This is a genomic window from Nonomuraea sp. NPDC050310 (genome assembly GCF_040655795.1).
In the GTDB taxonomy this organism is placed as follows: Bacteria; Actinomycetota; Actinomycetes; order Streptosporangiales; family Streptosporangiaceae; genus Nonomuraea.
Genome location: NZ_JBFAKP010000001.1, coordinates 109,038 through 135,324, shown reverse-complemented (window position 1 = coordinate 135,324; position 26,287 = coordinate 109,038). Strand labels below are relative to the sequence as shown.

The 26,287-nt window shown below is 73.0% G+C and carries 23 protein-coding genes; 8 read left to right on the top strand and 15 right to left on the bottom strand.

What is annotated here, in order from left to right:
• Positions 1–8: 8 nt before the first annotated feature.
• Both AB0I67_RS00660 and AB0I67_RS00655 read right to left on the bottom strand, forming a co-directional pair.
• Entirely contained in the window at positions 9–2,894 is a 2,886-nt protein-coding gene (locus AB0I67_RS00660) for an ATP-binding protein (protein ID WP_357915362.1), read from the bottom strand.
• Positions 2,895–2,964: 70 nt separating this feature from the next.
• Positions 2,965–4,878, bottom strand: a complete 1,914-nt coding sequence (locus tag AB0I67_RS00655) for a hypothetical protein (RefSeq protein WP_357915359.1) — start codon at positions 4,876–4,878, stop codon at positions 2,965–2,967.
• Between the two features lie 127 nt (positions 4,879–5,005).
• On the opposite strand from AB0I67_RS00655, the gene AB0I67_RS00650 reads away from it, so the two are divergent.
• Together AB0I67_RS00650 and AB0I67_RS00645 are read left to right on the top strand one after the other, a co-directional pair.
• Positions 5,006–5,713, top strand: coding sequence for a hypothetical protein (locus tag AB0I67_RS00650; protein WP_357915356.1), 708 nt, complete (start codon positions 5,006–5,008; stop codon positions 5,711–5,713).
• A gap of 25 nt (positions 5,714–5,738) precedes the next feature.
• Positions 5,739–6,410: a hypothetical protein gene (locus tag AB0I67_RS00645; RefSeq protein ID WP_357915353.1), complete on the top strand. Its 672-nt coding sequence runs from the start codon at positions 5,739–5,741 to the stop codon at positions 6,408–6,410.
• On the opposite strand, the gene AB0I67_RS00640 is transcribed toward AB0I67_RS00645, so the two are convergent.
• On the bottom strand, positions 6,383–6,649 hold the full coding sequence (locus AB0I67_RS00640) for a hypothetical protein (protein ID WP_357915350.1): 267 nt from the start codon (positions 6,647–6,649) through the stop codon (positions 6,383–6,385). The genes AB0I67_RS00645 and AB0I67_RS00640 overlap by 28 nt on opposite strands.
• Positions 6,650–6,691: 42 nt before the next feature.
• Between AB0I67_RS00640 and AB0I67_RS00635 the strand changes: the two genes are divergently transcribed.
• Positions 6,692–7,546: a hypothetical protein gene (locus tag AB0I67_RS00635; RefSeq protein WP_357915347.1), complete on the top strand. Its 855-nt coding sequence runs from the start codon at positions 6,692–6,694 to the stop codon at positions 7,544–7,546.
• Here the strand turns inward: AB0I67_RS00635 and AB0I67_RS00630 are convergent.
• Positions 7,536–8,846 carry a hypothetical protein gene (locus AB0I67_RS00630; RefSeq protein ID WP_357915345.1) on the bottom strand — a complete coding sequence of 437 codons (1,311 nt, stop codon included), beginning with the start codon at positions 8,844–8,846 and terminating at the stop codon, positions 7,536–7,538. The two genes, AB0I67_RS00635 and AB0I67_RS00630, sit on opposite strands and share 11 nt — an antisense overlap.
• Positions 8,847–8,929: 83 nt before the next feature.
• Between AB0I67_RS00630 and AB0I67_RS00625 the strand changes: the two genes are divergently transcribed.
• Positions 8,930–9,310, top strand: a complete 381-nt coding sequence (locus AB0I67_RS00625; RefSeq protein ID WP_357915342.1) for a tetratricopeptide repeat protein — start codon at positions 8,930–8,932, stop codon at positions 9,308–9,310.
• Here the strand turns inward: AB0I67_RS00625 and AB0I67_RS00620 are convergent.
• Positions 9,247–10,440 carry a benzoate/H(+) symporter BenE family transporter gene (locus tag AB0I67_RS00620; protein WP_357915339.1) on the bottom strand — a complete coding sequence of 398 codons (1,194 nt, stop codon included), beginning with the start codon at positions 10,438–10,440 and terminating at the stop codon, positions 9,247–9,249. The genes AB0I67_RS00625 and AB0I67_RS00620 overlap by 64 nt on opposite strands.
• 18 nt (positions 10,441–10,458) lie before the next feature.
• Between AB0I67_RS00620 and AB0I67_RS00615 the strand changes: the two genes are divergently transcribed.
• Positions 10,459–11,082, top strand: a complete 624-nt coding sequence (locus tag AB0I67_RS00615; protein ID WP_357915336.1) for an XRE family transcriptional regulator — start codon at positions 10,459–10,461, stop codon at positions 11,080–11,082.
• Here AB0I67_RS00615 and AB0I67_RS00610 read toward each other — a convergent pair.
• Positions 11,003–11,845, bottom strand: coding sequence for a hypothetical protein (locus AB0I67_RS00610; protein ID WP_357915334.1), 843 nt, complete (start codon positions 11,843–11,845; stop codon positions 11,003–11,005). The genes AB0I67_RS00615 and AB0I67_RS00610 overlap by 80 nt on opposite strands.
• A gap of 149 nt (positions 11,846–11,994) precedes the next feature.
• Here AB0I67_RS00610 and AB0I67_RS00605 point away from each other — a divergent pair, with 149 nt between their 5' ends.
• Together AB0I67_RS00605 and AB0I67_RS00600 are read left to right on the top strand one after the other, a co-directional pair.
• Entirely contained in the window at positions 11,995–12,558 is a 564-nt protein-coding gene (locus AB0I67_RS00605) for a papain-like cysteine protease family protein (RefSeq protein ID WP_357915331.1), read from the top strand.
• 1 nt (position 12,559) lies between these two features.
• The gene (locus tag AB0I67_RS00600; RefSeq protein WP_357915328.1) at positions 12,560–13,309 is read left to right on the top strand and encodes a hypothetical protein; all 750 of its coding nucleotides are present in this window, start codon (positions 12,560–12,562) and stop codon (positions 13,307–13,309) included.
• On the opposite strand, the gene AB0I67_RS00595 is transcribed toward AB0I67_RS00600, so the two are convergent.
• Complete coding sequence (locus tag AB0I67_RS00595) at positions 13,306–14,550, bottom strand: amidohydrolase family protein (protein WP_357915325.1); 1,245 nt, start codon at positions 14,548–14,550, stop codon at positions 13,306–13,308. The two genes, AB0I67_RS00600 and AB0I67_RS00595, sit on opposite strands and share 4 nt — an antisense overlap.
• Before the next feature lie 90 nt (positions 14,551–14,640).
• A complete protein-coding gene (locus AB0I67_RS00590; RefSeq protein WP_357915322.1) occupies positions 14,641–15,672 on the bottom strand; it encodes a pyridoxal-phosphate dependent enzyme in 1,032 nt (343 codons plus the stop codon).
• Positions 15,673–15,779: 107 nt separating this feature from the next.
• On the opposite strand from AB0I67_RS00590, the gene AB0I67_RS00585 reads away from it, so the two are divergent.
• On the top strand, positions 15,780–16,871 hold the full coding sequence (locus tag AB0I67_RS00585) for a serine hydrolase domain-containing protein (RefSeq protein WP_357915320.1): 1,092 nt from the start codon (positions 15,780–15,782) through the stop codon (positions 16,869–16,871).
• A 47-nt stretch (positions 16,872–16,918) separates the two neighbouring features.
• Here the strand turns inward: AB0I67_RS00585 and AB0I67_RS00580 are convergent, their stop codons facing one another.
• The 7 genes from AB0I67_RS00580 to AB0I67_RS00550 form a co-directional block, all read right to left on the bottom strand.
• On the bottom strand, positions 16,919–18,040 hold the full coding sequence (locus tag AB0I67_RS00580) for a serine hydrolase domain-containing protein (RefSeq protein ID WP_357915317.1): 1,122 nt from the start codon (positions 18,038–18,040) through the stop codon (positions 16,919–16,921).
• 72 nt (positions 18,041–18,112) lie between these two features.
• A complete protein-coding gene (locus AB0I67_RS00575; RefSeq protein ID WP_357915313.1) occupies positions 18,113–19,717 on the bottom strand; it encodes a helix-turn-helix domain-containing protein in 1,605 nt (534 codons plus the stop codon).
• 63 nt (positions 19,718–19,780) lie between these two features.
• Positions 19,781–20,476: an ATP-binding cassette domain-containing protein gene (locus AB0I67_RS00570; RefSeq protein WP_357915310.1), complete on the bottom strand. Its 696-nt coding sequence runs from the start codon at positions 20,474–20,476 to the stop codon at positions 19,781–19,783.
• Positions 20,473–22,287, bottom strand: coding sequence for a dipeptide/oligopeptide/nickel ABC transporter permease/ATP-binding protein (locus AB0I67_RS00565; protein WP_357915307.1), 1,815 nt, complete (start codon positions 22,285–22,287; stop codon positions 20,473–20,475). Before AB0I67_RS00565 ends, AB0I67_RS00570 begins: the two co-directional genes overlap by 4 nt.
• The gene (locus tag AB0I67_RS00560; protein WP_357915304.1) at positions 22,287–23,222 is read right to left on the bottom strand and encodes an ABC transporter permease; all 936 of its coding nucleotides are present in this window, start codon (positions 23,220–23,222) and stop codon (positions 22,287–22,289) included. Before AB0I67_RS00560 ends, AB0I67_RS00565 begins: the two co-directional genes overlap by 1 nt.
• A 2-nt stretch (positions 23,223–23,224) precedes the next feature.
• The gene (locus AB0I67_RS00555; RefSeq protein WP_357915301.1) at positions 23,225–24,802 is read right to left on the bottom strand and encodes an ABC transporter substrate-binding protein; all 1,578 of its coding nucleotides are present in this window, start codon (positions 24,800–24,802) and stop codon (positions 23,225–23,227) included.
• Between the two features lie 47 nt (positions 24,803–24,849).
• The gene (locus tag AB0I67_RS00550; protein ID WP_357915298.1) at positions 24,850–26,169 is read right to left on the bottom strand and encodes an alpha/beta hydrolase; all 1,320 of its coding nucleotides are present in this window, start codon (positions 26,167–26,169) and stop codon (positions 24,850–24,852) included.
• Positions 26,170–26,287: the final 118 nt, after the last annotated feature.

The following is a 26,287-nucleotide window of genomic DNA, read 5'->3' as shown; positions in this document are numbered from 1 at the left end:
TGCCGCGCTCACCCCGGTTCGGCGAACGCGAGCTCCGGCTCGCCGTCGTGGTCGAAGGGCAGGACGAAGCGCCGAGGCCAGGCCAGGACGCTTTCCAGCCATCCGGCGCCCATGGTCTGCCCGACGTGCCGCACCCGGCCGGCCGCCTCCACGCCGATCGCGACGGTGGTGATGTCGGCCAGCAGGGCTTCGCCCTCGTCCTCCCCGAGTACGGCCCGCCAGGCCAGCTCCCGGTTGCGCTCGACCTCCATGGACAGCGGGTGGTGGCGCAACGACCGGGCCCGGTGGCCGAGCAGCTCGCTGCCGTTGGCGGCCAGCAGCGCGTACTCCAGGGGCGGCGCGGGGCTGCGCAGGTCGGGGGCGGGCCTGCCGTACGGGAAGAGCCGGTCGACCTCGTGCAGCCAGCGCACCTGGGGGATGACCCACGGGTGGCCGGGCAGCGCGCCCCCGCCCGTCTCGCCGGCCAGCAGCCGCGCGGCGGCGGTGGCGGCCTGCTCGACCAGCAGGGCCGGGTCGTACCACGAGCGCAGCGCCCAGGCACGGCGGCGCACGGCACGGTCGACCAGCGTGGCGAGCAGGCAGTCACGCCGCCGGGCGGGCAGCTCGGCCCAGGTGGTGGCGAGCGAGCGCGGCACGCCGGGCAGCGGCCGGTTGGCGACGTAGGCCAGCACGACGGTCTCGATCCAGACCCGCAGCCAGGCCGACTCCGGCGCGTCGGCCAGCACGTCCGCCTCGCGCAGTTCGACCAGCGTGCACGCCTGGCCGCTCCGGCAGTCGCTCCCGCAGGCGGCCGAGCGCCGGCCGCGGACCGGTGGCGGCGGGCTGGGCAGGACGCGCTCGCGGTCCTCGCCGAGCGGGACGCGCACGCGCAGGGGCCGGTCCATGCCGTCGGCGAAGACCGCGGCGATGCCCGGCGGGAAGGAGACGACCTGGCGGGACTGCTCCTCGCCCAGGTTCATGGCGGCGCCCACGAGCTCACGGTCGTCGGCGGCGGGCAGCCGGTGCACGATCTTGAGCGCGGTGTTCTTGACCACGTCGGGGATGAGTTTGGTGGGGATCTGCTCGGCCACCACCAGCCCTTCGCCGTAGGCGCGGATCTCGGCGAGCATGCCGGCGAACAGCTCGACGGCGTGGGTGGCGGCCCGGCCGTGTCCCCGGTCACGCAGCAGGCGGTGGGCCTCCTCGATGACGATGACGTGCCGCAGCTCGGTGGTCTTCGCCACCCGGGCGCGCATCCGCAGGTGCTCCACGATCCGGATGATCAGCGTGCCCATGAGGAAGGCCTTGTCCTCGTCGTTGGCCACGTCCTCGATGGCCAGCACGACGTTGCGCCGCAGCAGCCCGCCGATGTCGGCCGGGTGGCCGCCCTCGAAGAACCGCCCGGCCGAGCCGACCCGCAGCGAGCGCAGCCGCACGCCGATGAAGCCCTCCACGTCGGCCTGGACCTCGCGGCCGTAGCCGATCTCCTTGATCACGTCCATCGCGTGCCGCTGGAGCTGCTCCAACGTCGGCACGGTGGGCGGCACGCTCGCCCCCGGCGCCGCGCCGCCGGTGACCACGTCCCAGCCGTTGGCCTCGTAGAGCCGCTGCAGGGCCATCGAGACGATCTGCGGGAACGGCTCCTCGGCGTCGAAGGCGGCCATGAACAGCGCCCTGACCATGTCGATGTGCGCCTGCACCGGGTAGCCGGGCTCGGGCTCCAGCGGGTTGACGCTGAACGGCACGCTTTCCGGCGCCGAGGGCCGCACGACGGTCACCGGCGCGTCCACCCGGCCGGCCATCGCGGCGTACTCCGACTTGGCCGGTTCGATGGCCAGCCACGGGATGCCGCTGCCGGTGAGCTGCTCCAGCAGGTGCCGAACGGTCTGCGACTTGCCCGAGCCGGTGGCCCCGGCGACGAAGGCGTGCCGGTTGAGCGTGGCCAGCGGCACCTGGAAGGCGCCGACCGCGCGGTCCTGGCCGTCGAGGATCGCGCCCAGGTCGAGCTCGCCGCCGAGCGTCTCGGAGGTGACGTCGAAGAACCCGGTCTCCAGCACCCGCACGCCGGGCACCTCGCGCCGCGGCAGCCCGGCCAGCGCCGCCAGCGCCCCGGCGGTCGCGGCGAACGGTACGGCGGCGCCGTCCCCGGCGTCCTGGAGCACCGCGGTCAGCGCCTCGGGCAGCGCCAGCACCTGCCCGCCCGCGCTGCGCAGCCGGTACGGGTGGTGGGCGAGCTCGGCCGAGCCCACCAGGACGGGCGCGATGCGCCGCAGCTCCTCGGCGGTGGCCGCGCCGGCCAGCACCCGGACGTTCCACAGGCCCGCCTCGCGGAAGGCGTCGAGCTCCTGCAGCCGCCGCTCGGCCCGCTCGGCGTCGAAGCGTGAGCGCTCCGAGGCTTCGCCGTACTGCCGCAGGACGGTGAGCTGGGTGCGCAGGTGCGCCACCTCGGCGTCGAGCTGGTCGGACGGCTCGGCGACGACGAGCCAGGCGAACGGCCGGGACATGAGGGTGACGAGGGTGGATTCGAAGAGCGAGGGCTGGCCCGGGTCGCCGGGCTCGCGCGGGCCGAAGACCGGCGCCTGGCGGCCGGGGCACGGCGCCCACACCAGGTCGGCCAGGTCGGCGAGCCGCTCCTCGGCCAGCAGGGTGCCGCGGGCGCCGGCCGGGAAGAGCAGCGGGTCGGCGGTGGCGGCCTTCGGCGCGTGCCGGGGCGGCTGGGTGAGCGGCCCGGCGTTGGTGATCAGCTCCAGTGGCGATCCGGAACCGCGCGAGAACCAGCCGATGACGAAGGGCCTGCCCTGCTGGGCCGCCGAGAGGGCGGCGGGCAGGACCGAGACGAAGTCACCCTCCGCCGAAGGTCCGCGCGAGGCCGCCGCGATCGACTGGATCCGATACCAGGGTCCGCTCAGATGCATGCCATCCCCCCATGTTCGTCCCCCAGTAAAGTCCGCCGATGATCAAGTCACCACCCCGGTCTTGGCGGGCTCATTGCCGGTTCTTGCGCCAGTCCAGACGCGGCGGGGGCGGGCCGAGATTGGGCGGGGGCTCGTCGGCGTCGGCCTTGGGCGCCAGCGCCAGCACGGCGTCGCGGCAGTCCTCCAGCTCGCCGAGGGTGGTCTTGGGGAAGGCCAGGATCGCCGGGTTGGCGTCGGCCAGCCGGACCCGCCGGCCCTGCGCGGTGGCGTCGGTGACGATCACGGCGGTGGTGGGGAGCTGCTGGAGCTGGTGCGGCTCGACCAGGAACTCGCGCGAGCGCTGCAACACGCGTTCGGTCTCGCCGATGGTCTGGCCCCAGACGGTCGACTCGGCGATGTCCTCCTTGAGGTCCTCCCTGCGGTTCTCCCCGGTCGCCTCGGGGTGCTCGTCGGCGATGGTCGAGGTGTAGGCGCCGTTCAGGCCGGACAGCGTGGCGCCGATGGTCTCGGTGAGCTGGGCGAGCTCCAGGCGGTGCTCGGTGCCGACGTGCTCGCTGGCCACGCGGGCGTCCTCGGCGTTGCCCAGGCGCATGAAGGCGACGGCGGCGTGGCCGCGGCCCAGCCGCTCGCGCACGGTCGGGGTCAGCGACCGGTAGGTGAGCACCAGGCCGGTGCGGGAGGTCTCGCAGGCGTCCATCAGCCGGTCGAGCACGTCGCCGCGGAGCTTGTCCGCGCCCGCCACGATGATCGTGTGGTACCACGGCCGGTCGGAGGCGGGCGACTGGCGCAGGATGTGGGTGAGCGCGGTGGCGATGTAGGTGCCGAGCACGCGGTTGCCGAACACCCCGGCCTGGCGGTCCATGCTCACCACGCGCAGCCGGGCCGGCGGCAGCCGTACCGCCTCGGTGCCGAGGTTCTCCAGCTTGCGGAGCTGCGACTCCAGCGCCCAGGCGCGCTTGATGACGACCTGGTCGCTGACGCCGCGCCCGAACAGCGTGCTGAGCTTCTCGAGCTGGGCCGGGCTGATCAGGCCGAACCTGATGTCCTCGCGCGGGTCGCCGACCTGCGCCAGCGCGCGCAGGGCGGCGTTGACCTGGGCGATGGTCACGTTCTCGCCGAGCACCTCCAGCACCCGCTCCAGGATGGCGTGGTCGAAGCTCAGGTCGGTGCGGTCCTCCTCGCTCACGCTCACCACGTGCGCGAGCACGTCGGCGAAGGCCTCGGGCTTGAGCGTGGCGCCCAGGTCGAGCCGCGGCAGGTCCACCGGCAGCACCCACACCAGCGGGTCGTCGCCGCCGCGCCGGGCCAGCTCGATCAGGTCGGTGGCGATCGCGCCCTCCGACAGGTCGAGCACGGTCAGGTGGCCGCCCGAGTACAGCCGGGTCGCGCCCAGCAGCGTGATCAGCGCCGACCAGCCCGGCAGCGTGCCGCCCGCGACGTCCACCCGGTCGATCTCGTCCGGTACGGCTACCGCGTACCAGGTCATCTGCTGCTCGTGGCGCTCCTTGCTCTCCTGCCACTCGCGGTAGCGGGCCGCGTGCTCCTCCTGGGCGTGGAAGAGCTCCTTGTCACGTTCCTGCCGGACCCGGTCGTCCTTGGCCTGCTGCTCCAGCACCCGGTAGCGCACCGCGCGGTCGCCCTGGAGCAGCGCGTAGGTGCAGATCCCGGCCACGCCGCCGGTGGCGGCCATGCCGATGATGGCGAACGACCAGGTCAGCAGCCCCGACAGGCCCAGGCCCAGGATGAGCACGGCCAGCAGCACCATCAGCCAGCGGAAGATCCGCACCGGCCGGTTGAGCATGTCCTCCTGGAGGCGTTCGCGGCGCAGCAGCTCCGGATCGGGCTCGTCGCTCGGCGGCTGCTCCTCCACCGGGGAGGGCCGCTTGGGCGGAGGTCCCGGGTCGGGGTGCAGCAGGACGTACTGCCAGCCCAGGTAGATGCGGTCCGCCTGGAGCTGCGCATGCTCGGGATGCACGTCCGCCACGTGAACCCTCCGGCCGGCCCTATGCCATTAGTAGGCCAACAGCCTAAGAGCTAAGCCATGGATCGCGCAGCTTTTCCCCAAGCGTCTGGGATGAATGGGGCGGGTGTGGCCATTAGCATGCATACCCATGACGGAACCCGACGGCGGCACCACCCCGAAGCGGCCCGTTGCGGTGCCCGTGGTGGCCCTCCTGGCCGCCACCGCACTCGGCATCACGGCGCTGTTCGGCGGGCTCGCCGAGGTGCCGACCGACCCTCCGGCGAAGCTGGCCGAGGGGGCGAAGGTGGACCAGGTGCGCTTCGAGACCGAGTTCCTGGGCGCGCGGTCCGTCCTGCAGAAGGCGCCCAACGAGTTCGCCGAGGACCACCGCTACCTGGACGTGCTGGTCAAGGTCACCAACAAGACCGACTCCACCGAGTACGTCGGCAAGCCGTGGGTCAGCGAGAGCACCCGCGGCAGCGGCTGGGGCGAGTCCGTGCGGCTGATGGAGCCGCAGGGGCTCACCGACGTCATGGCGTACGTGGACAACCCCGAGCGCACCAGCCAGCTCTTCCCCGACGTGCCCGCCACCGTCGTGGTCCGCTACGAGCTCGACGTGGCCGCCCAGCCGCCCGCGCAGGTGGCGCTCAAGGTGGCCGCCTTCGAGGAGGCCGAGGACGAGTTCGACGGGCACGCCTACTGGGACCTGGCCGGCGAGCAGGTCACCAAGCCCGACCCGCTCACCGTCGAGGGCCTCACCGCTCCGCTGACCGGGGACGGCCGGCCGCAGATGTACAACATGGTCTCCTCCGTGGCCACCGTGACGCTCAAGGTGAAGCAGGAGGTCCAGCAGTGACCGCCAGCCGGCAGGAGGTCCCGCAGTGACCGCTACCCAGCAGGAGGCGCCGCGCAGCGCCGCGCCCGCCGGACGCCGTTCGCGGTCCCGGCGGCGCGAGCGGCGCGGCTCCGGGTTCCTGGGCGTGCTCGTCGGCCTCGCCCTCGCCGGCGGGGCCGTCGGCATCCAGTCGCTCGCGCTCGACTCCGACGACATGGCCCTGCCGCTCACCTACACCGGTGACCGCGGCGAGGAGGTCGACGCCGGCCGGTTCTCCGCCCGGGTGGACAACGTCGAGACCGCCAAGGGCATCCAGCAGTCGGACGGGGTCGTCGCGACCGACCAGATCTTCCTCGTGGTCACCCTCTCGGCGACCGTCCCCGACGAGCCGATCAAGCTGACCAAGGACCCGGCACCCGCGATCCTGCTCACCGCCGAGGGCAAGCGTTTCGCGGCCACCAAGCGGGTCGACTCGACGCTCACCCTGGCCAACCGGTGGATCCAGCCGGGCTGGTGGGCGCAGGGCCGGGTCGTCTTCGAGGTGCCGCCCGCGGTGCTGCCCGGCTCGAAGGTGATCGTCTCCGCGCCGAACAGCGCCATCTACAGTGAGCCGCTGACCCCCGAGGCCGAGCTCGACCTGGGGCTCGACGAGGAGAAGGCCAAGCAGCTCACCGCGGCGCCCAAGGACGTCTATCCGCTGGCGGAGAAGAGAAGATGAGCAGTAACGACCCCGAGCGCGGTTGGTTCGCGCCGTCGGCCGGCGGACCCGCCCAGCCCGACCCGGCCCAGCCGCAGCCCGACCCCGCCGGTCCCCCGCCGGGCGTGCGCCGCCCGCAACCACCCGCCTGGGGCCCTCCCCAGCACCCGGGCCAGCCTGGGCACCCCGGTCAGCAGGGCCATCCCGGCCAGCCTGGCCATCCCGGACAGCAGGGCCAGCACCCCGGTCAGCCTGGCCATCCTGGGCAGCCCGGTCAGCCTGGCCAGCAGCCTGGGGGGCCGTTGCCGCAGCGGCCGGCCCGGCCCGCGCCGCCGCAGCAGTTGCCGAACTACCGGCGGCCCGCCATCCGGCCCGACCACCAGGTGTGGCCCCCGGCCGCCCGGGAGCCCGTGGGCAGCAGCACGCAGCCCATGCCCGCGCTGCCCAGCGCCGGCCCGCTGTTCACCCCGGCCCAGCAGCCCGCCCCCGCCACGCAGACCGGTCAGAGCGGTCAGGGCGGCCAGGGCGGCCAGGGCGGTCAGGGCGCGGTCCCGCCGGAGCCGCCCGCGGCCGAAGAGCCCGCCGCGCCGACCCCCGAGCGCCCCAGGCGCAAGGCCCTGTACGGCGTCGCAGCCGTAGCCGCCCTGGTCGTCGCCCTCGGCGCCCCCACCGCCGACCGGTACCTGTTCTACAAGTCCGGCCAGCCCACCGACATCGTGCACGTCGCCGAGCCGGGCGGCGAGGTGACGTTCAACCACGTCTCCTGGCAGGCCAGCGTCGAGCGCTTCGTCCCGCCCGCCGGCACCGTCGTGGACCCGGGCAAGCAGTGGCTGAAGGCCGTGATCACCCGCAAGGCCGTCGACGCCGACGGCGCCCAGTTGATCGGCCCTCCGGAACTGCAGTTCGAGGACCTGCGCGGCCGCCGCTGGCAGGTGGAGATCTCCGACGACAAGAAGGTCCCGCTGGAGAACCACGAGATCGGCCGGCCCTACCCCTACGAGGCGCTGGCGATCGTCCCCGCCGACGTGGCCGACGAGGTGCGGCTGCGGTTGCGGCCGAGCACCTACCGGGCGGACACGCCGACGTCGGAGCTCATGCGCCCGGCGACCGAGGAGGAGATGGAGCTCCAGAACCACCTGCTGCTGTTCAAGCGCTGAGGTCCTCGCCGCGCATCCGGGCCCGGGTGGCGGCGATGTCGTAGGCGGCGGCCAGGACGCAGAAGCTGAGGCTGGTCAGCAGCAGGCCCTTGACGAAGGTGACCGGGTAGCTGACCACCAGCCACATGAACTCGACGTCCGAGCCGATGAGGGTGCGGACCGCGCGGTCGCCGTAGTCGGCGCCGACCCGCAGGCCGACGTAGAGCAGGCAGACCATGCCGAACAGCGGCAGGCCGCCCCGGTTGGTGACGCGCCAGGCGTTGAGAACGGGGACCCAGCGGTCCTGGAAGCCGCCGATCACCCGGTTGGCCGAGCGCTGGGTGAGGGCGTGGCTGCCTTCGAGGCGCTGGAGGCCGGCTTCGATGCGGCTGCCGCGGAAGGCTCGGCGGGCGTCGTCCACGGCTCCGCCGTACGCCAGGATGGCCAGGGCCAGCCAGGCGAAGGGGGTCATCAGGGCTTCGATGACGTACGGCCAGACGGTGGCGAGGAAGTCGGAGACCGTCTCCCAGCCGGGAATCGTCGACTTGGCCTGTTCGAGCTGGTCCTTGGCGCCGGCGACGACCGCGCGGTGCTCGGTCCAGCCGCCGCGGAGCCGGCTGAGGATCAGGACCGCGTTCAGGCCGCAGAACATGAAGGCGAACTCGGCGAAGGCCATGCCGACGCCGGCGTACTTGTTGCCGCCGCGCTCGACCAGCTTGCTGAACAGGAAGCGCAGGCCGAAGGCGACGCCCGAGGCGATGAGGGACAGCCGCCAGTCGAGGTCCATGAGGCCTCGCGCCAGGGTGGTCTCCTCGGCGTCGTTGTTGTTGGCGACGTTGGTGAGGATCGGCACCCAGAAGTTGTCGTCCAGGTTGTGGAAGCGGTCCATGTCGCGGAAGGCGGCCACGTCGGTGACGTGGAAGCTCCAGGCCAGGTAGATCACCGCGAAGGTGGGCGCGACGCGGTTGAGGACCGACCAGAAGCGCTCGTCCTCCTCGCCGGCTGCCATCCGCGCCTTGTGCTCCCACATGGCGCCGCGCAGGGCGTGGAAGGTCCCGGCGGTGATGACCATCGACAGGAGCACGATGCAGGTCATCAGGGTGACGGTGGCGACCAGGCGGGCCTGGCGGTAGTCGCCGTGGGAGATCTCGGTGGCCAGGTAGAGCAGGCCCCAGCGGAGGAACTCCCCGCAGGAGAACCACAGGATCAGCGGCAGCGCGCACTTGCCCGCCAGGCGCAGGGCGTGCAGGGGCAGCGAGTACGGTGACGGCATCCGCTGGGCGGGCTGAGGAGGTGCCATCACTCCCGACGAACCGGACATCCCGTGAATGGTAGCGGTCTGTCCCATATGTCGCAGCCGCAACAGGGGGAATGCCGTGGCGATAGTTTATTGTTCAACTAACCATGAGCACCCACGTCGACCGTTACCGTTTCGCCGAGCGCCTGCTGGCCCAGCGGGATGCCCTCGGCGCTCTCCGGCTTCTCGAGCCCCTGCTGCACGAGCACGGGGACGACCACGGAGTCCAGCTCCTGGCCGCCCGCGCCTACTACCACTCCGCCCAGCTCGGCCGCGCCCGCGAGGCACTGACCGCGCTGGTGGAGCGCGATCCGAGCGACCACTACGCGCGCTTCCTGCTGGGGCGGACGCTGGAGCGGGCCGGCCGGGCACGCGAGGCGCTGCCGCATCTGCGGATGGCGGCGGCGATGGCGCCCGAGCCGGACTACTCCGACTCCGTCGCGCGCGTGACCCGCTCCCTCGGCGAGGCCGGTTCCGAAGCAGGCTGAGGGCGGAGCAGCAGGTGCATCAGCCCGCCCGCCAGCAACCCCCAGAAGGCTGAGCCGATGCCGAGGTAGGACAGCCCGGAGAAGGTGACCACGAAGGTCACCACCGCCGCCTCCCGCCCCTCGGCCTGCCGGAAGCCTTCCAGCACCGCGTTGCTCATCGCGCCCAGCAGCGCCAGCCCGGCCACCGCCTCGATGAGGACCGGCGGCGAGAGCACGATGAGCGCCGCGGCCAGCCCCGACAGCAGCCCGAGCACGATCATCGAGGCGCCGGCGGTCACGGAGGCGATCCACCGGCGCCCCGGGTCGGGCGAGGCGTCCGGCCCGGCCGCCAGCGCCGCGGTGATCGCGGCCAGGTTGATCGCGTGCCCGCCGAAGGCCGCCCCGGCGACCGAGGCGGCGCCGGTGGCCAGCAGCACCGGCCGCAGCGGCGGGTGGTAGCCGAAGCCGGACAGCACGGCCATGCCCGGCACGTTCTGCGAGGCCATGGTGACCAGGAAGAGCGGCACCCCGATCCCGGCCACGGCCGCTAGGTCGAAGACCGGGGCGGTGAACTCGACCGGCGGCCAGGGGTCCAGCGTGCCCAGTCCCTCGGTGGTGAGCGCGATGGCGGCGATCGCCGCGACGAGCGCGCCGGGTACGGCCAGCGTGCGGGCGACGCGGTAGAGGAGCGCCCAGACCAGGATGACCGGGACGGTGAGCAGTGGCGCCTGCGTCAGTCCGGCGACCGGCGCCAGGCAGAGCTTGAGCAGCACCCCGCCGAGCATCGCGCTGGCGATCGGCTTGGGAATGGCCCCGATGAGCCGCCCGAGCGGCGGGAAGAACCCGGCCAGCACGATCAGCACGCCACAGACGACGAAGGCCCCGACCGCGGCGGCGAAGTCGGTGTTCGGGGTGGTCAGCAGCAGCGCCGCGCCGGGTGTGGACCATGCGATGCTGATGGGCATGCGCAGCCACAGCCCGAGCAGGATGGCGACGACGCCCACCGACACGCACAACGCCATCAGGCCGGAGGCCGCCTGGCGCTCGTCGGCCCCGGCCGCCCGCAGGCCGGCCAGCACCACGGCGAACGAGCTGGCGAAGCCGACCACCGCGGTGACCAGGCCGGCGATGAGCGGCTGCAGGCGTTCCATTTACGGAACACTAGTCGCATGACCGGCGAGCCGGGAAGACCCTCCGATCCCGCACAACTCGGCCGGCACGTCCGGCGGCTGCGCGAGGCGCGCGGACTGTCCCTGTCCGAGCTCGCCCGCCGGGCCGGCCTGGGCAAGGCCACCCTGTCCGGCATCGAGAACGGCACCCGCAACCCCACCCTGGAGACGCTCTGGGCGATCACCGCCCAGTTCGGCGTCCCGCTGACCGCGCTGCTCGAAGGCCAGGGCGAGGTGTACGGCACCGCCGTCGAGGCCAAGCTGCTGCAGGTCTTCGACGACGGCGAGGTGAGCTACGAGCTCTACCGCATCCGCGTCCCGCCCGGCGTCACGCAGTCCTCGCCCGCGCACCACGCCGGGGTCACCGAGCACATCACCGTCTTCCGCGGCACCCTGCGCGCCGGTCCTCCCGGGCGGCCGATGACCGCCGGGCCCGGCGAGTACCTCACCTGGACCGCCGACGAGCCGCACACCTACGCCGCGCTGGGCGAGGAGGTCGTCGAGGCGAGCCTGCTGATGCGTTACGTCGCGCCGCAGGCGGAGCTCACGGCCAGTCCCAGCTCAGACCGACCAGGCCGGGCGGCAGCGAGCTCTCCGCCAGATGCGCCGAGCGGTGCGCGCTGAGCGTCAGCTCCTCCTCGCGCCTGCCGTACCGGCGGATCCTGACCGGTAGCGCGGCCGGGTCGAAGGCGACGCGCAGCGTGTAGTGACCGGCCGGGAAGCGGAAGCCGCGCTCGTACTCGCGCGCCTCGGCGCCGCTGGCGTCGGTCAGCTCGTAGCGCAGCACGTGCGTCTCCCCCACCGCCAGCGCCCGGTCGAACAGCAGCTCGGCGACCACCAGGTGGGTCGGCCCGTCGCGGCGCACCCGGCCGACCCGGCAGTCCTCCAGCGCCCGCACCTCGACCTGGTCCACCCGGCAGCCGGCGTCGGCGCGGTAGATCATGATGTAGCGGTCGGCGCGCTCCTCGTGCGCCTGCACCACCTGCAGCGTCTCGCGCCGCGCGATGCTGCGGTCGGGTCCGATCCGCACGTTCTCGAACATGCCGCTGATGTGCAGCCGCCGGTCGTCGGCGGTGGCGCCGAGCTCCTCCAGCATCCCGGCCAGCGCCGCCGCCGGCTCCATGATCGTCGAGTAGGGCGCCGGCCCGCGCTGGCGGGGTCTCAGCAGCGAGGTCAGCGCGGTCGGCGGCAGCGCGAGGATCTCCTCCAGCGCCGTCACCGCCCGGATCGACTCCTCGCGCTCGGGGCGGCGCAGCCCCGACTGCCAGTAGCTCAGGCTGGTCACGCCGACCTTGAGCCCCCGCTCCTCCAGCCGGTGACGTAACCGCTCCAGGGTCAGCCCGCGCGCCTCGACCGCCGCGCGCAACGTGGTGTGGAACTCCGGCACAGGTGAATTTTCCCACCCGTTCACAGCTCCACAAGCTCGCGGCCTCCTGAATTTCACAGTAGCCGTGCGCCCGTTCTGACCCGTCTTGTACGGCTCTCGCGGCCCGGCGCACCATGCCAGGCAACACCCCCCAACCGAAGGAGCACTTCATGCGGAGGCTCTTCCGCCTGGCCGTGGCGCTCGCCCTGGCCGCGCTCACCCTGCTCGCCACCACCGCACCCGCGCACGCGTGGACGTGGCGCCGGCTCAACTTCACCCAGCAGGCCCAGCAGTACTCCAACTGGTGCTGGGCGGCCACCGGCAACTCGATCGCGGCGTGGTACGGCTACTCCTACTCGCAGAACCAGTTCTGCAACCTGGCCTTCAACCGGTCGATGAACTCCAGTTGCCCGAACAACCAGGCCACCCTCGCCAACGACCAGAACGCCTTCCGGCAGATCGGCATCAACCCCGGCACCTACGTCTACAACTACCTGACCTACGCGGCGATCATCCGCGAGATAGACGCCGACCGGCCGATCATGACGCGCATCCAGTGGACCTCGGGCGGCGGCCACATGGAGATCATCTACGGCTACGACCAGAGCCAGTCGCTGGTCTACTGGAGCAACCCCTGGCCGTCGAGCACCCGCTACAACTGGACGACGTACAACTACTACGTCTCCAACGGCTCCTTCTTCTGGACCCACTCGCTCAACTACATCGGGGCCTGACATGAAGCGACTCCTCCTGCTCACCGCCGTCGCGCTCGCTCTCTTCTCCGGCACCGCCCATGCCGACCCCGACCCGGCCTCGGTCGCCGCCGACCCCGCCCCGCCCTCCGCGGCCGACCTCAGCGCCGCCCAGGCCGCCGTCGCCAAGTCGCGCACCACGCTCGGCCGGTTCTTCGGCGCCAAGGGCGGACCGGCGAGCGACGCCACCGTCTCCTCGCGCCTGGCCGACCGGCCTGTGCCGGTCTACGACCTCAACCCGGCCTTCGTCGCCGGGCAGGCCCCGCAGATCGCCCGCTTCGCCTTCCTCTCGACCCGGGCCCGCGCCGCCGACGGCCAGCTCGCCTCGGTCTGGACCACCCGCACCCCCTCCGGCGGCTGGACGGTCAGCAACATCGCCAGCGGCGACGACGAGCACAAGTACGGCTCGCAACCCGGCACCGTCTTCCGCGAGCCCCAGCTCAACGCCTGGTACGCCCTGCGCGACGGCATGGTCGTCCCCCTGAACGGCGAGGCGACCTCATCGGTCGGCGCGGCGGGCCTGCCCGTGGCCGACTACCAGCGGCTCGTCCACGAGCGCTACGCCGCCAAGCTGCCCGGCTCGTCCTACGCGGCCGAGGGCTACGCCGGCGGCTACGGCGCCCCCACCCCGGACGGTCCGGCCCCGAGCTGGCCCCTGTGGCTGGCCGCCGGGGCAACGGCCCTCGCCCTGATGACGGCGGGCGGCTTCGCCCTCAGAAGAGGCACCCGCTAGAACCGGGCCCCACGATCAGAGACGGCCGGACGACACCCCAGCCTCCGCCCGGCCGTCTCCTCGACTCCGGCCTTCATGACGAAAGCGACCCGTCGAAGCGCCGTGACGTCGGCCAGCGGATCACCCTCGACCGCGACCAGGTCGGCCTGCCTGCCCTCGGTGACGCTGCCGGTGACCCCGGCCATCCCGAGGGCACGCGCCGCGTTCAGCGTCAACGCCCGCAACGCCGCCACCGGGGGCAGCCCGGCCCTGACCATCTCGATGGGCTCGTCGGCGTTGTCCCCGTGAGCGCGGTACGGCACGCCGTAATAGTCGGACCCCGCGGCGATGAGCACGCCCGCCTCGTAGGCCAGCAGCAGCGAGCGCCGCATGGCCACCCGTGCCTCCCGCTGCTTGGCCCGCCGCCACTCCGGCAACGCCGGATCGTCGCGCTCGAAGAAGCGCCGCAGGTCGAAGGTCGGCACGTACACGGTCCCCCGCGCGGCCATCTCACGCACGCACTCCTCGTCGAGGAAGTAGCCGTGCTCGATCGAGTCCACCCCGGCCCTGACCGCGTTGAGCACCCCGGCACGGCCCTGGGCGTGCGCGGCGACCCTGCGCCCGAGCCGGTGCGCCTCCGCCACGATGGCGGCGATCTCCTCGGGCGTGTAGTGCTCGTCCTTGGGATGGTCGCGCTCGGAGCTGACCCCGCCGGTCGTGCAGATCTTGATGAAGTCGGCGCCCGCCCGCACCGCCTCGCGCACCGCGCTCCGGCACGCCCACGGCCCGTCGGCGATCGCCGCGCCCCGCACCAGGCGCGCCCGGTCGAGCGGCAGGTGGTGGTGGTCGCCGTGCCCTCCGGTCTGCGACAGCACGGGACCCGCCGCGACGATCCTGGGGCCGCGGATCGTCCCGCCGGCCACCAGGTCGCGCAGGCTGAGCGCGATCATGGAGCCGCAGTCCCTGACCGTGGTGAACCCGGCTTCCAGGAGCCTGGCGCAGTCCACCGCGGCCCGCACCGCCAGCACGTCGCCGTCCGGCTCCCTGACCTCGTCGGCGTGGCTCCACACGCCGGTCAGGTGCACGTGGACGTCGAAGAAGCCCGGCAGCAGCGTCCGTCCCGGCAGCTCGACGACCTGCCCGCCGTCCAGGTCGGGGCCGACCGCCGTGATCAGGCCGGACTCGACGGCGACGTCCGTGCCGGTGAGCATGGTGCCGCGCTCGGCGTCGAACACCCGGTCCGCCCGCAGTACTGTCCTCATGCCCGCCACGCTAGGAAGCGGGCGCGACGGTGACGATGTCGCGGCGCACCAAGGATTCGGACACCCGCCGTGCCCCGGCGCAGCCCGCGCTCAGTGCTTGAGCCCCGAGCCGCAGAGCGGCGCGGCCACGGGCCCCTCGTAGTGCCGTGCCCGCGCGGCCGCCGCATAGGCCACCGCGCCGGTCGGCTCCACCCAGAGGCCGCGCCGCGCCAGCTCGGCCCGCGCCGCCCCGATCTCCGCCTCCGTGACCGTCACCACCTCGTCGACCGCCCGCAGGATGCCCTCGCGCCTGGCCGGGTCCGCGATCGCGATCCCCTCCGCCACCGTGGGAAGGAAGCCGGTCCGCCCGGCGAGCGGCGCGCACCGCTCGGCCTGCACGGCCACGACGCGCGGCATCCGGTCGATCACCCCGGCGGCCCGCAACTCGGCGAACCCGCGGTGGGCGCCGAGCACGAGCGTGCCGTTCCCCGCGGGCAGCACGACGGTGCCGGGAGCCCGGCCGAGCTGCTCGACAAGCTCATAGGCGTAGGTCTTGGTGCCCTCGTGGAAGAACGGGTTGTACACGTGGCTGGCGTAGAACGCGCCGCCCTCCTCGACCCGCTCGATCGCCGCGGCGGCGGTGTCCTCACGCGTGCCGGGGACCACGGTGACCTGCGCGCCGTGGCCTCTGACCTGGGTGAGCTTCTTCTCGCTCGTGCCGGCGGGCACGAAGATCTCCGCCTCGATGCCGGCGCGGGCGGCGTAGGCGGCGACAGCCGTACCCGCGTTGCCGCTGCTGTCGGCGACCAGCCTGTCCGCGCCGGCGAGCCGCGCGAGCGCCACCAGGACGACGGCCCCCCGGTCCTTGAACGACCCGGTGGGCGCCACGTACTCCAGCTTCAGGAACAGCCCGGGCCGCTCCTCGACCAGCGGCGTGCGCCCCTCGCCCAGGCTGAGCGCGGCCCAGTCGAGCGCGCCGCCGGCGATGTCGGCCGCGTAGCGCCACATCGAGCCCTCGCCGCCCGGCTTCCAGACCAGCTCGTGCTCGGGCAGTTCCAGCAGCCCGCCGCAGTCGCAACGCCACCTCGAAGCGACGACCTCGTGGGACAGGCCGCAGGCGCAGGTGTAGTTCGGAAGTGTCATGCGCCGATGCAAGCACAACACCCCTGGTGCGCGGGGACGACGCTTTCGCGCAGGCTTGGGCGCGCAGGCCGAAGTATCGCCCGGGCGGGCGCTCGCACCATGCACCCATGAAACTCCGCCTCATCCTCGCTACCGCAGCGACCGTCCTGACGCTGCTCCCCGTCACCGCCGAGGCCGCCACCCCCGACGACACCCGGATCCAGCAGGTGCTGGACGAGATGGCCGGCGTGGGCGGGCTCGCCGCCCGCATCGTCGACGGCGGTCAGGTCCGTGACTTCAAGGCCGGGGTGGCCGACCCGATGAACCCCGCCAAGCCGCCCGTGCCCGACCGCGCGCGCTTCCGCGTCGGGAGCACGACCAAGAGCTTCGTCGCCACCGTCGTCCTGCAACTGGTGAACGAGGGCCGCCTCGACCTCGACGCGCCCGCGCGCGGCTACTTCCCGCACCCGCTGCTCAAGAACCGCGCCATCACGATCCGCCACCTCCTCAACCACACCTCCGGCATCCCCGACTACGACGGCGAGCTCTACCAGGACGCCAAGGACATCCAGGACCTCCTCGACCGCGTGCGCTACACGACCTACACCCTGCGGGACGTGCTCAAGCTGGCGAGGAAGAGCACCGACGACGTGCCTCCGTTCGGCTCGTTCGGCTACGCCAACACCAACTACACGCTGCTCGCCCTCGTCATCGAGCGGGTCACGGGACGCGCCTACGCCGAGGAGGTCACGCGCCGCGTCCTGCGTCCGCTCGGGCTGAGCGACACCTACTTCCCGGGCACCGACCCGACGATCGTCGGCCCGCACACCGAGGCGTACATCCCGGTGGGCCCGGACGTGCCGCTCGCCAACGTGACCGACTGGAACCCGTCGGCGTTCAACGCGGCGGGCGAGCTGATCTCCACCCCCGCCGACCTGGCCGCCTTCACCCAGGCGCTGCTCTCCGGCGCGCTGCTCCCCGCGCACCTGCTCCGGCAGATGGTCACGGGCGCCGAGTGGGGGCTCGGGATCGAGTTCTGGAAGACGTCCTGCGGGAAGGACCTGTTCGGCCACACGGGCGCGGCGATCGGGGTCTACTCCATGATGTTCGGCACCCGTGACGGGAGCCGTCAGTTCGCCGTGGCGTTCACCCCCGGCGGCTCCAAGGGGGCCAGCATGGCGAACGCCCAGAAGATGGTCGACGCGGCCTTCTGCTCCTGACCCCGAAGAGGCCCTGTCCGGTCGGGGCAGGGCCTCTTGGCGTGCGGTCAGTCGCAGAAGGTCTCGTACACGAGCTCGCGGACCCTCGCGTTCTGGGGGGCCGTGGCATTGCTGTCGTGCGAGGCGAGGCTGAGGGCCAGTTGCTCGTCCTTGCCGTCGCCGGTGCCGAAGAGGGCCGAGTACGTGCCGAGCACCCGCCCGCCGAAGCCGTAGATCGTCTTGCCGCAGGGCGGCAGCGTCCAGCTCATGTAGCCGAGTCCCATGCTCTTGGTGGGATCGTCGGCGACGGTGGCGAAGGTCATCATCTGCCGCAGGAGCCGCTTGCCGAGGAGCTTGCCCTTCAGCAGGGCCCGGTTGAAGGTGATCAGGTCGGCGGGCGTGCTGACCAGGGCGCCGGCCGCGCCCAGGTAGGTGGTGTTCTGGTCGCTGATGTCGTGGTGGGTGCCGGGGTCCTGGGGGCTGATCGCGTACTGCCGGGCGTGCGGCCCTCGGATGGCGACCTCCTCATAGGGGAAGTACGTGTCGCGCAGGCCGAGCGGCTTGGCGATGCGCTCGTCCACCTCCCGCTGGTACGGCCGGCCGGTGACCTTCTCGATGAGCATCCCGAGGATGACGTAGTTGGTGTTGGAGTAGGCGTATCCCGCGGGCCTGGGCAGGGTCTTGGCGAGGTCGACGAGCTCCTGCGTGCTCCACGAGCGGAACCGGTGGGTCTTGAGCCAGGCCAGGTCGTCCTGGTGGAGAGCCCAGTAGGCGGGTACGAAGTCGGCCACCCGCGCGTTCATGTCGAGCAGCCCCCGCACCGTCACCTCCGACGAGTACGGCAGGCCCAGCCCGGTCAGGTAGCGGTCGATGGAGGCGTCCAGGTCGATCCTGCCCTCGCCGACGAGCTGCAGGACGGTGACGGCGATGAACGGCTTGGAGATGCTCCCCACCCGGAAGAGCGACCCGGCCGGAATGGGCTCGCCGGTCTGGAGGTTGCCGATCCCCGACGTGACGGTCGTGCGGCGGTTGCCGTTGAGCACCTGCAGGACGGTCGAGCCGCCACCTCGGGCGATGATCTCGTCGGCGGCCCGCTGGAGGGTTGCGGGGTCGGTCTGGCCGGCGTGCGCGGGGGTCGCCACCGTCAGGAGTGTGAGGGCCGCCGCGGTGGCGACGATGCGTGATCTCATGCCTGGATCGTCGCTCTGACCTGCGGTTGCGGGCTTCATCGCGGCCGCTGAAGGAACGGCGGAACCTTGGTGTCAGCGCCCCAGGCGCAGTTGGAACATCGCGTTGAAGCGGGCGTCGGGGTCGTCGAGGTCGATGCCGCCGACCTCGGTGAGCCGGCGCAGCCGGTAGCGGAAGGTGTTGGGGTGCACGTTGACGGCGTGGGAGGCGGCGTTGACGTCGCCGAAGGCGTCGAGCCAGGCGGCGAGGGTCTCGGTGAGCCGCGTCTGGTGCCTGGCGTCGTAGGCGCGCAACCGGACGATGGGTCCGAGCGTGGGCAGTTCCTCGTCGCTCACCCGCTCGGCCAGGTCGGCGAGGAGCGACTCCATGTAGACCTCGCCGAAGGAGGCCACGCGGCGCGGGAGCCTGCCCCTGCGTAAGGCGCGCAGGGCGCGGTCGGCCCCGGCTTTGGAGAGCGGCAGTTCCGCGGGTCCGGTGGCGGCGCGTCCGACGCCGATGACGGCCGGCACGCGCTCGCCGATCCTGGAGACGAAGCCTTCGGCGATGCGCAGGGCGCGGCGTTCGGCGTCGACGCGTCCCGGCGGGCTGGGCAGTACGGCGTAGACGACGCCGTCGAGCAGGGCGGTGGCGGTCCCGTGGTGCATGGCCGACAGGTGGACGGCGAGCGCGTCGGCCATCCGCTGCTCGTCGGCCACCCGGTCGGCGGCGAGCGGGTCGCCGGTGAGCGCGAGGGCGAGGACGCAGCAGGAGGTGCGCGCGTCGAGCCCCAGCCGTACGGCGGCGTCCGCGGCGGTGGGCCCGCCTTCGAGCGCGGTCGCCAGCAGGTCGGCCCGCAGCCTGCGCTGGACGTCGCTGTCGGCCCTGAACCTGAGCAGATGGAGGGCGACGAGCTTGGCCGCGTCGCGCAGCGCGTTCTCCCGCTCGGGCGAGAGCGGCCCCGAGACGGCGGCCCAGACGGAGCCGAGGATCTCGTCGCCCGCTCTGACCGCGATCGCGGCCCGCGGCATGGAGCTGAGCCCGTCGAGGTAGAGGGGCGCGCCGCTCTGGTAGAGGGTGCGGAAGACGCCCTGCGCCTCCAGCACCCGTCTGATCTCGGACGGCACCTGCCGCCCGAGCACGGTGGCGATGCGGGAGGAGTCGGCCTCGTCCTGGCGGTGGGAGAAGGCGAGCACCCTGCTGTCGCGGTCCTCGATGGTGACGGGCGCGTCCATGAGCGCCGCGACGGCGTTGGCGAGGGCGAACAGGTCGCCGGACGGGATGCCCCCTGGCGACTCGCCCGGTTTCGGCCACGCCTCGTCGACCCACAGGACGGTCCGCAGCAGCGCCGCGACCTGGGTCCATGACGCGCCCCTGACCAGGGAGAGCACGGGGAGTCCCGCCTGGTCGGCGGCCTCGCGCACCTCGTCGGCGTGGCCGGGGCGCAGCGCGGGCGAGCGGACGATGACCGCCGCCGCCGCGAGCTTGCCCGCCAGGCGGACGAGTTCGGCGACGTGGTCGGGGCCGTGGACGCCGACGCCGAGCACGACCGAGTCGCGCCAGCTCGACGGGTCGTCCTGGGGGTCGTGGATGACCACCCCGCCCACCTCGCGGGTGGGGTCGGGGGTGCCGATCACGCTGTCGAACAGGGTCGAACCCAGATCTCCGAGAATCCTCCCCAGCCGGGGACGCGGGGCGCTCACAGGTTCGACGCTAGGTTCCTCCATGTTCATCCCCAGTCCTCCTAGTGGCCGCAATCGCTCCTCCTAGAGGGTGGGAACGGCCTCGACGAGCTCTCTGGTGTAGTCGTGCGCGGGCGCGGCGAGCACCTGGGCGACCGGTCCCCGTTCGACGATCGCCCCGCGCCGCATGACCGCCACCTCGTCGCACACGTACCGCACGACGGCGAGGTTGTGCGAGATGAAGAGCATCGACAATCCCAGCTCGGTGCGCAGGTCACGGACGAGGTTGAGCACCGCGCCCTGCACGGACACGTCGAGCGCCGAGGTGATCTCGTCGGCGATGAGCACGCCGGGATCGAGGGCGAGGGCTCTGGCGATGGCGACGCGCTGGCGCTGGCCGCCGGACAGCTCGCGCGGGTGCCTGGCGGCGGTGGCGGGTTCGAGGGCGACCAGGTCGAGCAGGCGCGCGATCTCCGCCGGACGCCCGGCGCGCGGCACCCCGGCCAGCATGGCCGCCTCGGCCAGCGCGGCGCCGACGGTCATCCTGGGGTTCAGCGAGGCGTACGGGTCCTGGAAGACGAGCTGCCTGCGCGCGGCGCCGGTGATGGTGCCCGCCGACGGCTCGACGAGACCGACCACGGCCCGGGCGACGGTGGACTTGCCCGAGCCCGACTCGCCGACCAGCCCGAGCACGCCGCCGGGCGGCACGGAGAAGCTGACGTCGTCGACGGCCAGGAAGGACCCGTACCGGACGCTCAGCCCCTCGACCACGAGCGTCATCGCACGGCCTCCTTCGTCTTCAGCGGGTGGTGGCAGGCGACGCCGCCGGTGAGCGAGGGGCGTTCTGCCCGGCACCGGTCGCTCGCCGCCTCGCAGCGTGGCGCGAACGGGCAGCCGTCCAGGCGCTCGCCCGGTCCCGGCTGGCGGCCGGGGATCGTGCGCAGCGGTTTCGACCGGTCGCTGTCGAGGGTCGGCAGCGAGTCGAGCAGCGCCCGCGTGTAGGGATGCGCGGGCCCGGCCCGGAGTTCCTCGACGGTGAGCTCCTCCACGATCCGTCCCGCGTACATGACCAGCACCCGCGAGCAGAGCTGCGCCACCACCGCCAGGTCGTGCGAGATCAGCACGCCGGCCCGCCCGTCGGTGACCTCGCGCAGCAGCCGCAGGATCTGCCGCTGCACGGTCACGTCGAGCGCGGTCGTGGGCTCGTCGGCGACGATCAGGCCGGGCTCGGCCATGAGCCCCATCGCGATCACCGCCCGCTGGCGCATGCCGCCCGAGTACTCGTGCGGGTACTGCCGGGCCAGCCGTGCCGGTTCGGGCAGCGCGACCTCGCCCAGGCGTTCCACGGCGAGCTCACGGGCCTGTGCCGCGCTCGCGCCCCGGTGCGTGGTGGCGACCTCGGCGAGCTGCGCGCCCACCCGCAGGGCCGGGTTGAGCGCGCTCATCGGGTCCTGGAAGACCATCGCGAGCTCGGTGCCGAGCAGGTGCCTGCGCTGCCGCTCGCCCAGGCCGAGCAGGTCGTGCCCGGCCAGTTCGAGGCGCTTGGCGGTGACCGTGCCCGGGTGCGGCACCAGGCCGGCGACGGCCGAGGCGGTCAGGCTCTTGCCCGAGCCGGACTCGCCGACGATGCCGACGATCTCGCCCTGCCGTACGGTGAAGGACAGGCGCCGGACCGGCCGCAGGCCGCCGGGGAAGGTGACGGTCAGCTCCTCGACCCGCAGCACCGCACCCGGTTCCGGAGGCAGCGACACGTGCTCGCGTACGGCGGAGCGCCCGCGGGCGGCACGCCGGCCGGAGGCCGCCTGCGACAGGCTCTCGCCGAACAGGGTGAACCCCAGCGCCGCCACGCAGATCGCCGCGGCGGGGCCGACCGTGGTCATCGGCGAGATGTACACCCCGGTCATGCCGTCGCTGACCAGCCGGCCCCAGTCGTACTCGGGCGCCTGCACGCCCAGCCCCAGGAAGGAGAGCCCGGCGAGCGCGAGCAACGACTGGCCGAGCGAGACCGTGAGGTTGAGGATGAGCGGTTCGGCGATGTTCGGCAGCACGTAGTGCGTCAGCCTGCGCCGGCGCCCCACCCCCAGCACCTTCGCCGCGGCCAGGTAGTCGGACCCGGCGACCGACGCGGCGAGCGTCTGGGTGAGCCGGGCGAACCCCGGCGCCATCGCGCACCCCAGCCCGAGCACCGCACCGCGCGACCCGAGCCCCACCACGACGGCGAGCGCCATCGCCAGCAGCAGCCCCGGGAAGGCGACGAGCAGTTCGACGACGGTGGTCATGCTGCGGGCGCCCCGCCGGCCGAGCACCATGGGCAGGGCGCCGAGCACGATGCCCGCGCCGACGCCGAGCAGCGTGGCGAGGGTGGCGAGCAGCAGCGAGAGCCGGGCGGCGACCATGGTGCGCGCGAACACGTCGCGGCCGAGCGCGTCCGTCCCGAACCAGTGCTCGGCCGAGGCGGGCGCGTTGATGCCGCCGGTGTCCATCCGCGCGGCGGCCTCGCCCCAGAGCGGCGGGCCGGCGATCGCGAGCAGCAGGACGACGGCGATGAGCGCCGCGCCCAGGAGGCCGGTGGGCGAGATCCGGCGGGCCATCAGTGCCTCCTGATCTGGGACCGCGGGTCGGCGAGGCCGAGCAGCACGTCCACCCCGATGTTGACGACCAGCACGACCGCTCCGTAGAGCAGCACGATGCCCTGCGCGACCGGGTAGTCCTTGCTGACGATCGCCTGGACCACCCGGGAGCCGACGCCCGGCCAGGCGAAGACGTTCTCGACGATGACGCTGCCCGCGATCAGCCCGGCGAGCAGCAGCCCGGCGATGGTGAGCGTCGCGGTGAGCGTGTTCGGCAGCACGTGCCGCAGGTAGAGCCGGGCGGGCGCGAGCCGTTTGGCCCTGGCCACCCGCACGTACTCCTCGCCGAGCACCCGCAGCGTCTCCAGCCTGATCAGCCGGGTGATGAGCGCGGCTGGCCCGAGCACGAGCGCGGCCACGGGCAGCACGTACGTGGACGGGTCGCCGCGCCCGGCGGGCGGGAGCACGCCGAGGGTGACGGAGAAGACGACGACGAGCCCGATCGCCACCAGGAACTCCGGCAGCGCCAGCACGAACCCGGACACCGTGGTGAAGACCAGCTCGGTGCCGCGCCGCCGGCCGTTCTCCGTGCGCGCCGCCAGCCACATGCCCAGCGGTACGGCCAGCAGCAACGTGAGCGGCACGGCGGCGAACGCCAGCTCCAGCGTGGCGGGCAGCCGCTCCCCCACGATGTCGGACACCCGCTCGCCGGTCGCGATCGAGACGCCGAGCTCACCCCGGAACAGCCCGGTCAGGTAGTTCCAGAACTGCTCGTGCAGCGGCAGGTCGAGCCCGAGCGTGGCCCGGCGCGCCTCGATGAGCTCGGGCGAGGCGGTGGGGCCGAGCGCGGCCCGCACCGGGTCGCCGGGGATGAGGTGCATCATGCCGAAGGAGGCCGTGACCACCACCGCGAGGGAGAGCAGCAGGCGGCAGAGCCGTCTGAGCACGAAGGCCATCGTCAGCCCTTCAGCAGCCGGATGCTGGAGGGGACGAGCGCGCCGCCCGCGAAGCGGATGCTCGCGCCTCGCGTGGCGATGAGGGCGGTCCGCTCGACGATCGGCAGGAGGTCGGCGTTCTTGAAGAGTTCGGCCTCGGCCTGCCGCCAGAGCTCACATCCGGCCTCGCCGGGGGTCTCGACCGCCCGCGCGGCGAGCCGCTCGTACTCGGCGTTGGCGATGGAGGCGAAGTTGACGCCCTTCGGCACGCTCTTGCCCGACAGGAACGGCACCAGCTCGCTGGGGAAGGAGACCGAGATCGGCATCCAGGTGGCGTCCCAGTCGCCCGCGCTGAACACCAGCCGGTCGATCTCGCTGTCCAGCACGCCCTTCAGCTCGGTGCGCACGCCGAGCTGCTTCCACTGGGCCGAGGCGTACTCGGCGATCGCTGTGCCGCCGGCGTCACTCGCCTCGTAGACGAAGGAGAGGGCGAGCGGCTTACCGTCCTTGACCCGCACGCCGTCGGGTCCCGGCTTCCATCCGGCCGCCTCCAGCCCGGCCGCCGCCGCTGCCGGGTCGAAGGCCGGCCGGTTGCCGGTGACCGCGTCGTAGGTGCAGGTGCGCGGCACGATGGTGACGAGCTGGCGCTGCAGCACGCCGGAGCCGCCGCTGGCCACCTTGGCCAGCTCGACCGGGTCGGTGGCCTGCACGAGGGCCTTGCGCACGGCCGGGTCGGCGCCCGGGCGGCCCTCGGCGTGGTTGAGGAAGACCTGGCCGGGGCCCGTGGTGACCTTCTGGAGCTCGACGCCCGGTGTCCTCTCCAGCCTGGCCCGGTCGGGTCCGGTGACGGCGAGGGAGTTGGCCTGGCCGGAGATCATCAGGTTGACCTGCGTGGACTCGCTGGTCACCTGCTTGATGGTGATCGTCTGGGGCAGTCCTTCCGTCTTGGCCGTCACGCCGTCCGGGCCCCAGGCGTACTCGGGCCTGATCGTGTAGGTGCGGTGGTCGCCGGGCACGAACTCGGTCAGCCGGTAGAGCCCGGTGCCGACCATGCCCTTCTCCAGCAGCGAGCGGTCCTTCAGCCCCGCGCCGCAGACCAGGTAGACCTGGGCCGCGCTCTCGGCCAGGAAGGAGTACGGCTTGGGCGTGGTGAGCGTGACCGTGCCCGCGGCGTCGTCGGCCGTGGCGCTCAGGCCGACCGGCGCGAGGATCTCGCGTAGGGGCGACTCGTTCTTCGGGTCCATGATGTAGCTGAAGTTCTGGGCGACCTGCGAGGCGGTGAGCTTGCTGCCGTCGTTGCAGAGCACGTCGTCGCGGATCCGGTAGGTCACCTTCGACGGCTCGATGGTCCAGCTTTTGGCGATGCGCGGCGTGAGCGTGCCGTCGTCGCGCTGCGAGGTGAGGGTGTCGTAGGCGTAGGCCAGGGCGGCGTTGGTCGCCGAGCCCGTGGCGGTCGCCGGGTCGAACTTGCCGGGCTCGGCGGAGGTCACGACGGTGAAGGTCCCGCCGGAGACGTACCGGCCGGCCGGGCCGGAGGCCGCGGGGGTGCCCCCGCACCCGGCGACGAGCAGGAGCACCAGCGCTGCCATGGGCTTTTTCATGCCGCAAGGGTCATCCCGGCGCGGCCAAGGGTCTTCGTCGCCCGCGACTAGAGATTCGCCGAAGGCTCGTCCCCGAACTCGAACGGGATCGTGACCTCGCGCAGCGTGGGCCGGCCGCCGGTCAGGAACTCCGCGACCGCCTCCCGCACGCCGGGCAGGGCGGGCAGGAACTCGTGGGTGGCGTGCCGGACCAGGATGAAGTGCCCGTGGGGCAGCCCGTCCAGGACGGCGAGCGCGTTGGCGGGCGGGGTGCGGCCGTCGAGGCTGCCGCACAGCAGCAGGGCGGGCACCTCGGAGCGGAGCGGCGCGCGGAAGTCCTCCCCCGCGTCGCCCGCGCCGATCGCCGGGCAGACCAGCGGGAACGGCAGGTTCATGGCGTCACCGAGGAGGGAGTCGGGCGCCTCCTTGCGGATGCGTTCCCAGCGCTCGGCGCTCGCGCCGGAGGCGCAGTCCATGGCGGTGGCCATCAGGTTCGCCGACTCGGCGGTGCGCAGCGCCCTGGTCTGCTCGGCCCAGAAGGTGTGGTCGCCGCGCTCGGCGGCGAGGTAGAGCTCCGGCAGCCGGCGGATGAACCGCCGCGAGCCCAGGTTCGCCGCGGTGATCATCTTGACGTCGAACTCGCCGATGACCACGCCGTCGAAGCTGACCGGCAGCCTGGCGAAGACCCGGCGCATCAGGCCGATGAGGTCGGGGGTGACGCCTCGCGCCGCGGCGAGCGCGGCGACGCCGGCCAGGTGGCGGTCGGTGTCGCTGGGCAGCTTGTAGGTGTCGCCGGGGCCCTCGACGCCGAACATCACCGCGCGCTCCACCCGGTGGCCGTGCCGGCGCAGCACGGCCAGCGACAGGTGCGAGCCGTACGAGCCGCCGAAGGTGCGGAAGCGGTCGTAGCCGAGCGCGGTCATCACCTCGGCCACGTCGTCGGCGCTCTCGGCCGTGGTGTAGGCGGCCGGCTCGACGCCGCGCTCGCGCCAGAACCGCGCGGTGCGTTCGGCCAGGTCGAGCACGGCGGCCAGGTGTTCCTCCCGGCCGACCAGGCGGTCGAGCGGCAGGTCGAGCCGGTGGGGGCTGGTCAGCCGCGGCCTGGACAGGCCCAGGCCGCGCTGGTCGAGGAGCACGACGTCGCCGAACTCCCGGTAGGGCTCGTAGCGTTCGGGCGCCCGCTCCCAGATGCGGGTGCCGGACTCGCCCGGACCGCCCTCCAGGAAGATCATCGGCGGTCCGTCCCCGCCGCGCAGCCGCGCGAAGGCGACCTCGATCCGGCGGCTCGCGGGGTCGGCACGGTTCTCGGGGACGTCGAGTCGTCCCAGTTCAGCGGCCTGCCGGACGGTGCCGTCGGCGCTGACCAGGACGTGCGGGTGAAGGTTCATGCACCCGAGCCTCACCCCGTACGGCAGGCGAGTCCATGGCGGCCGGCACGAGAGAACGGCGGTTGCTTGGGGTTGCGGGATGAGCCGCGTGACCAGCGAGGGTTGCATAGTCATGCGG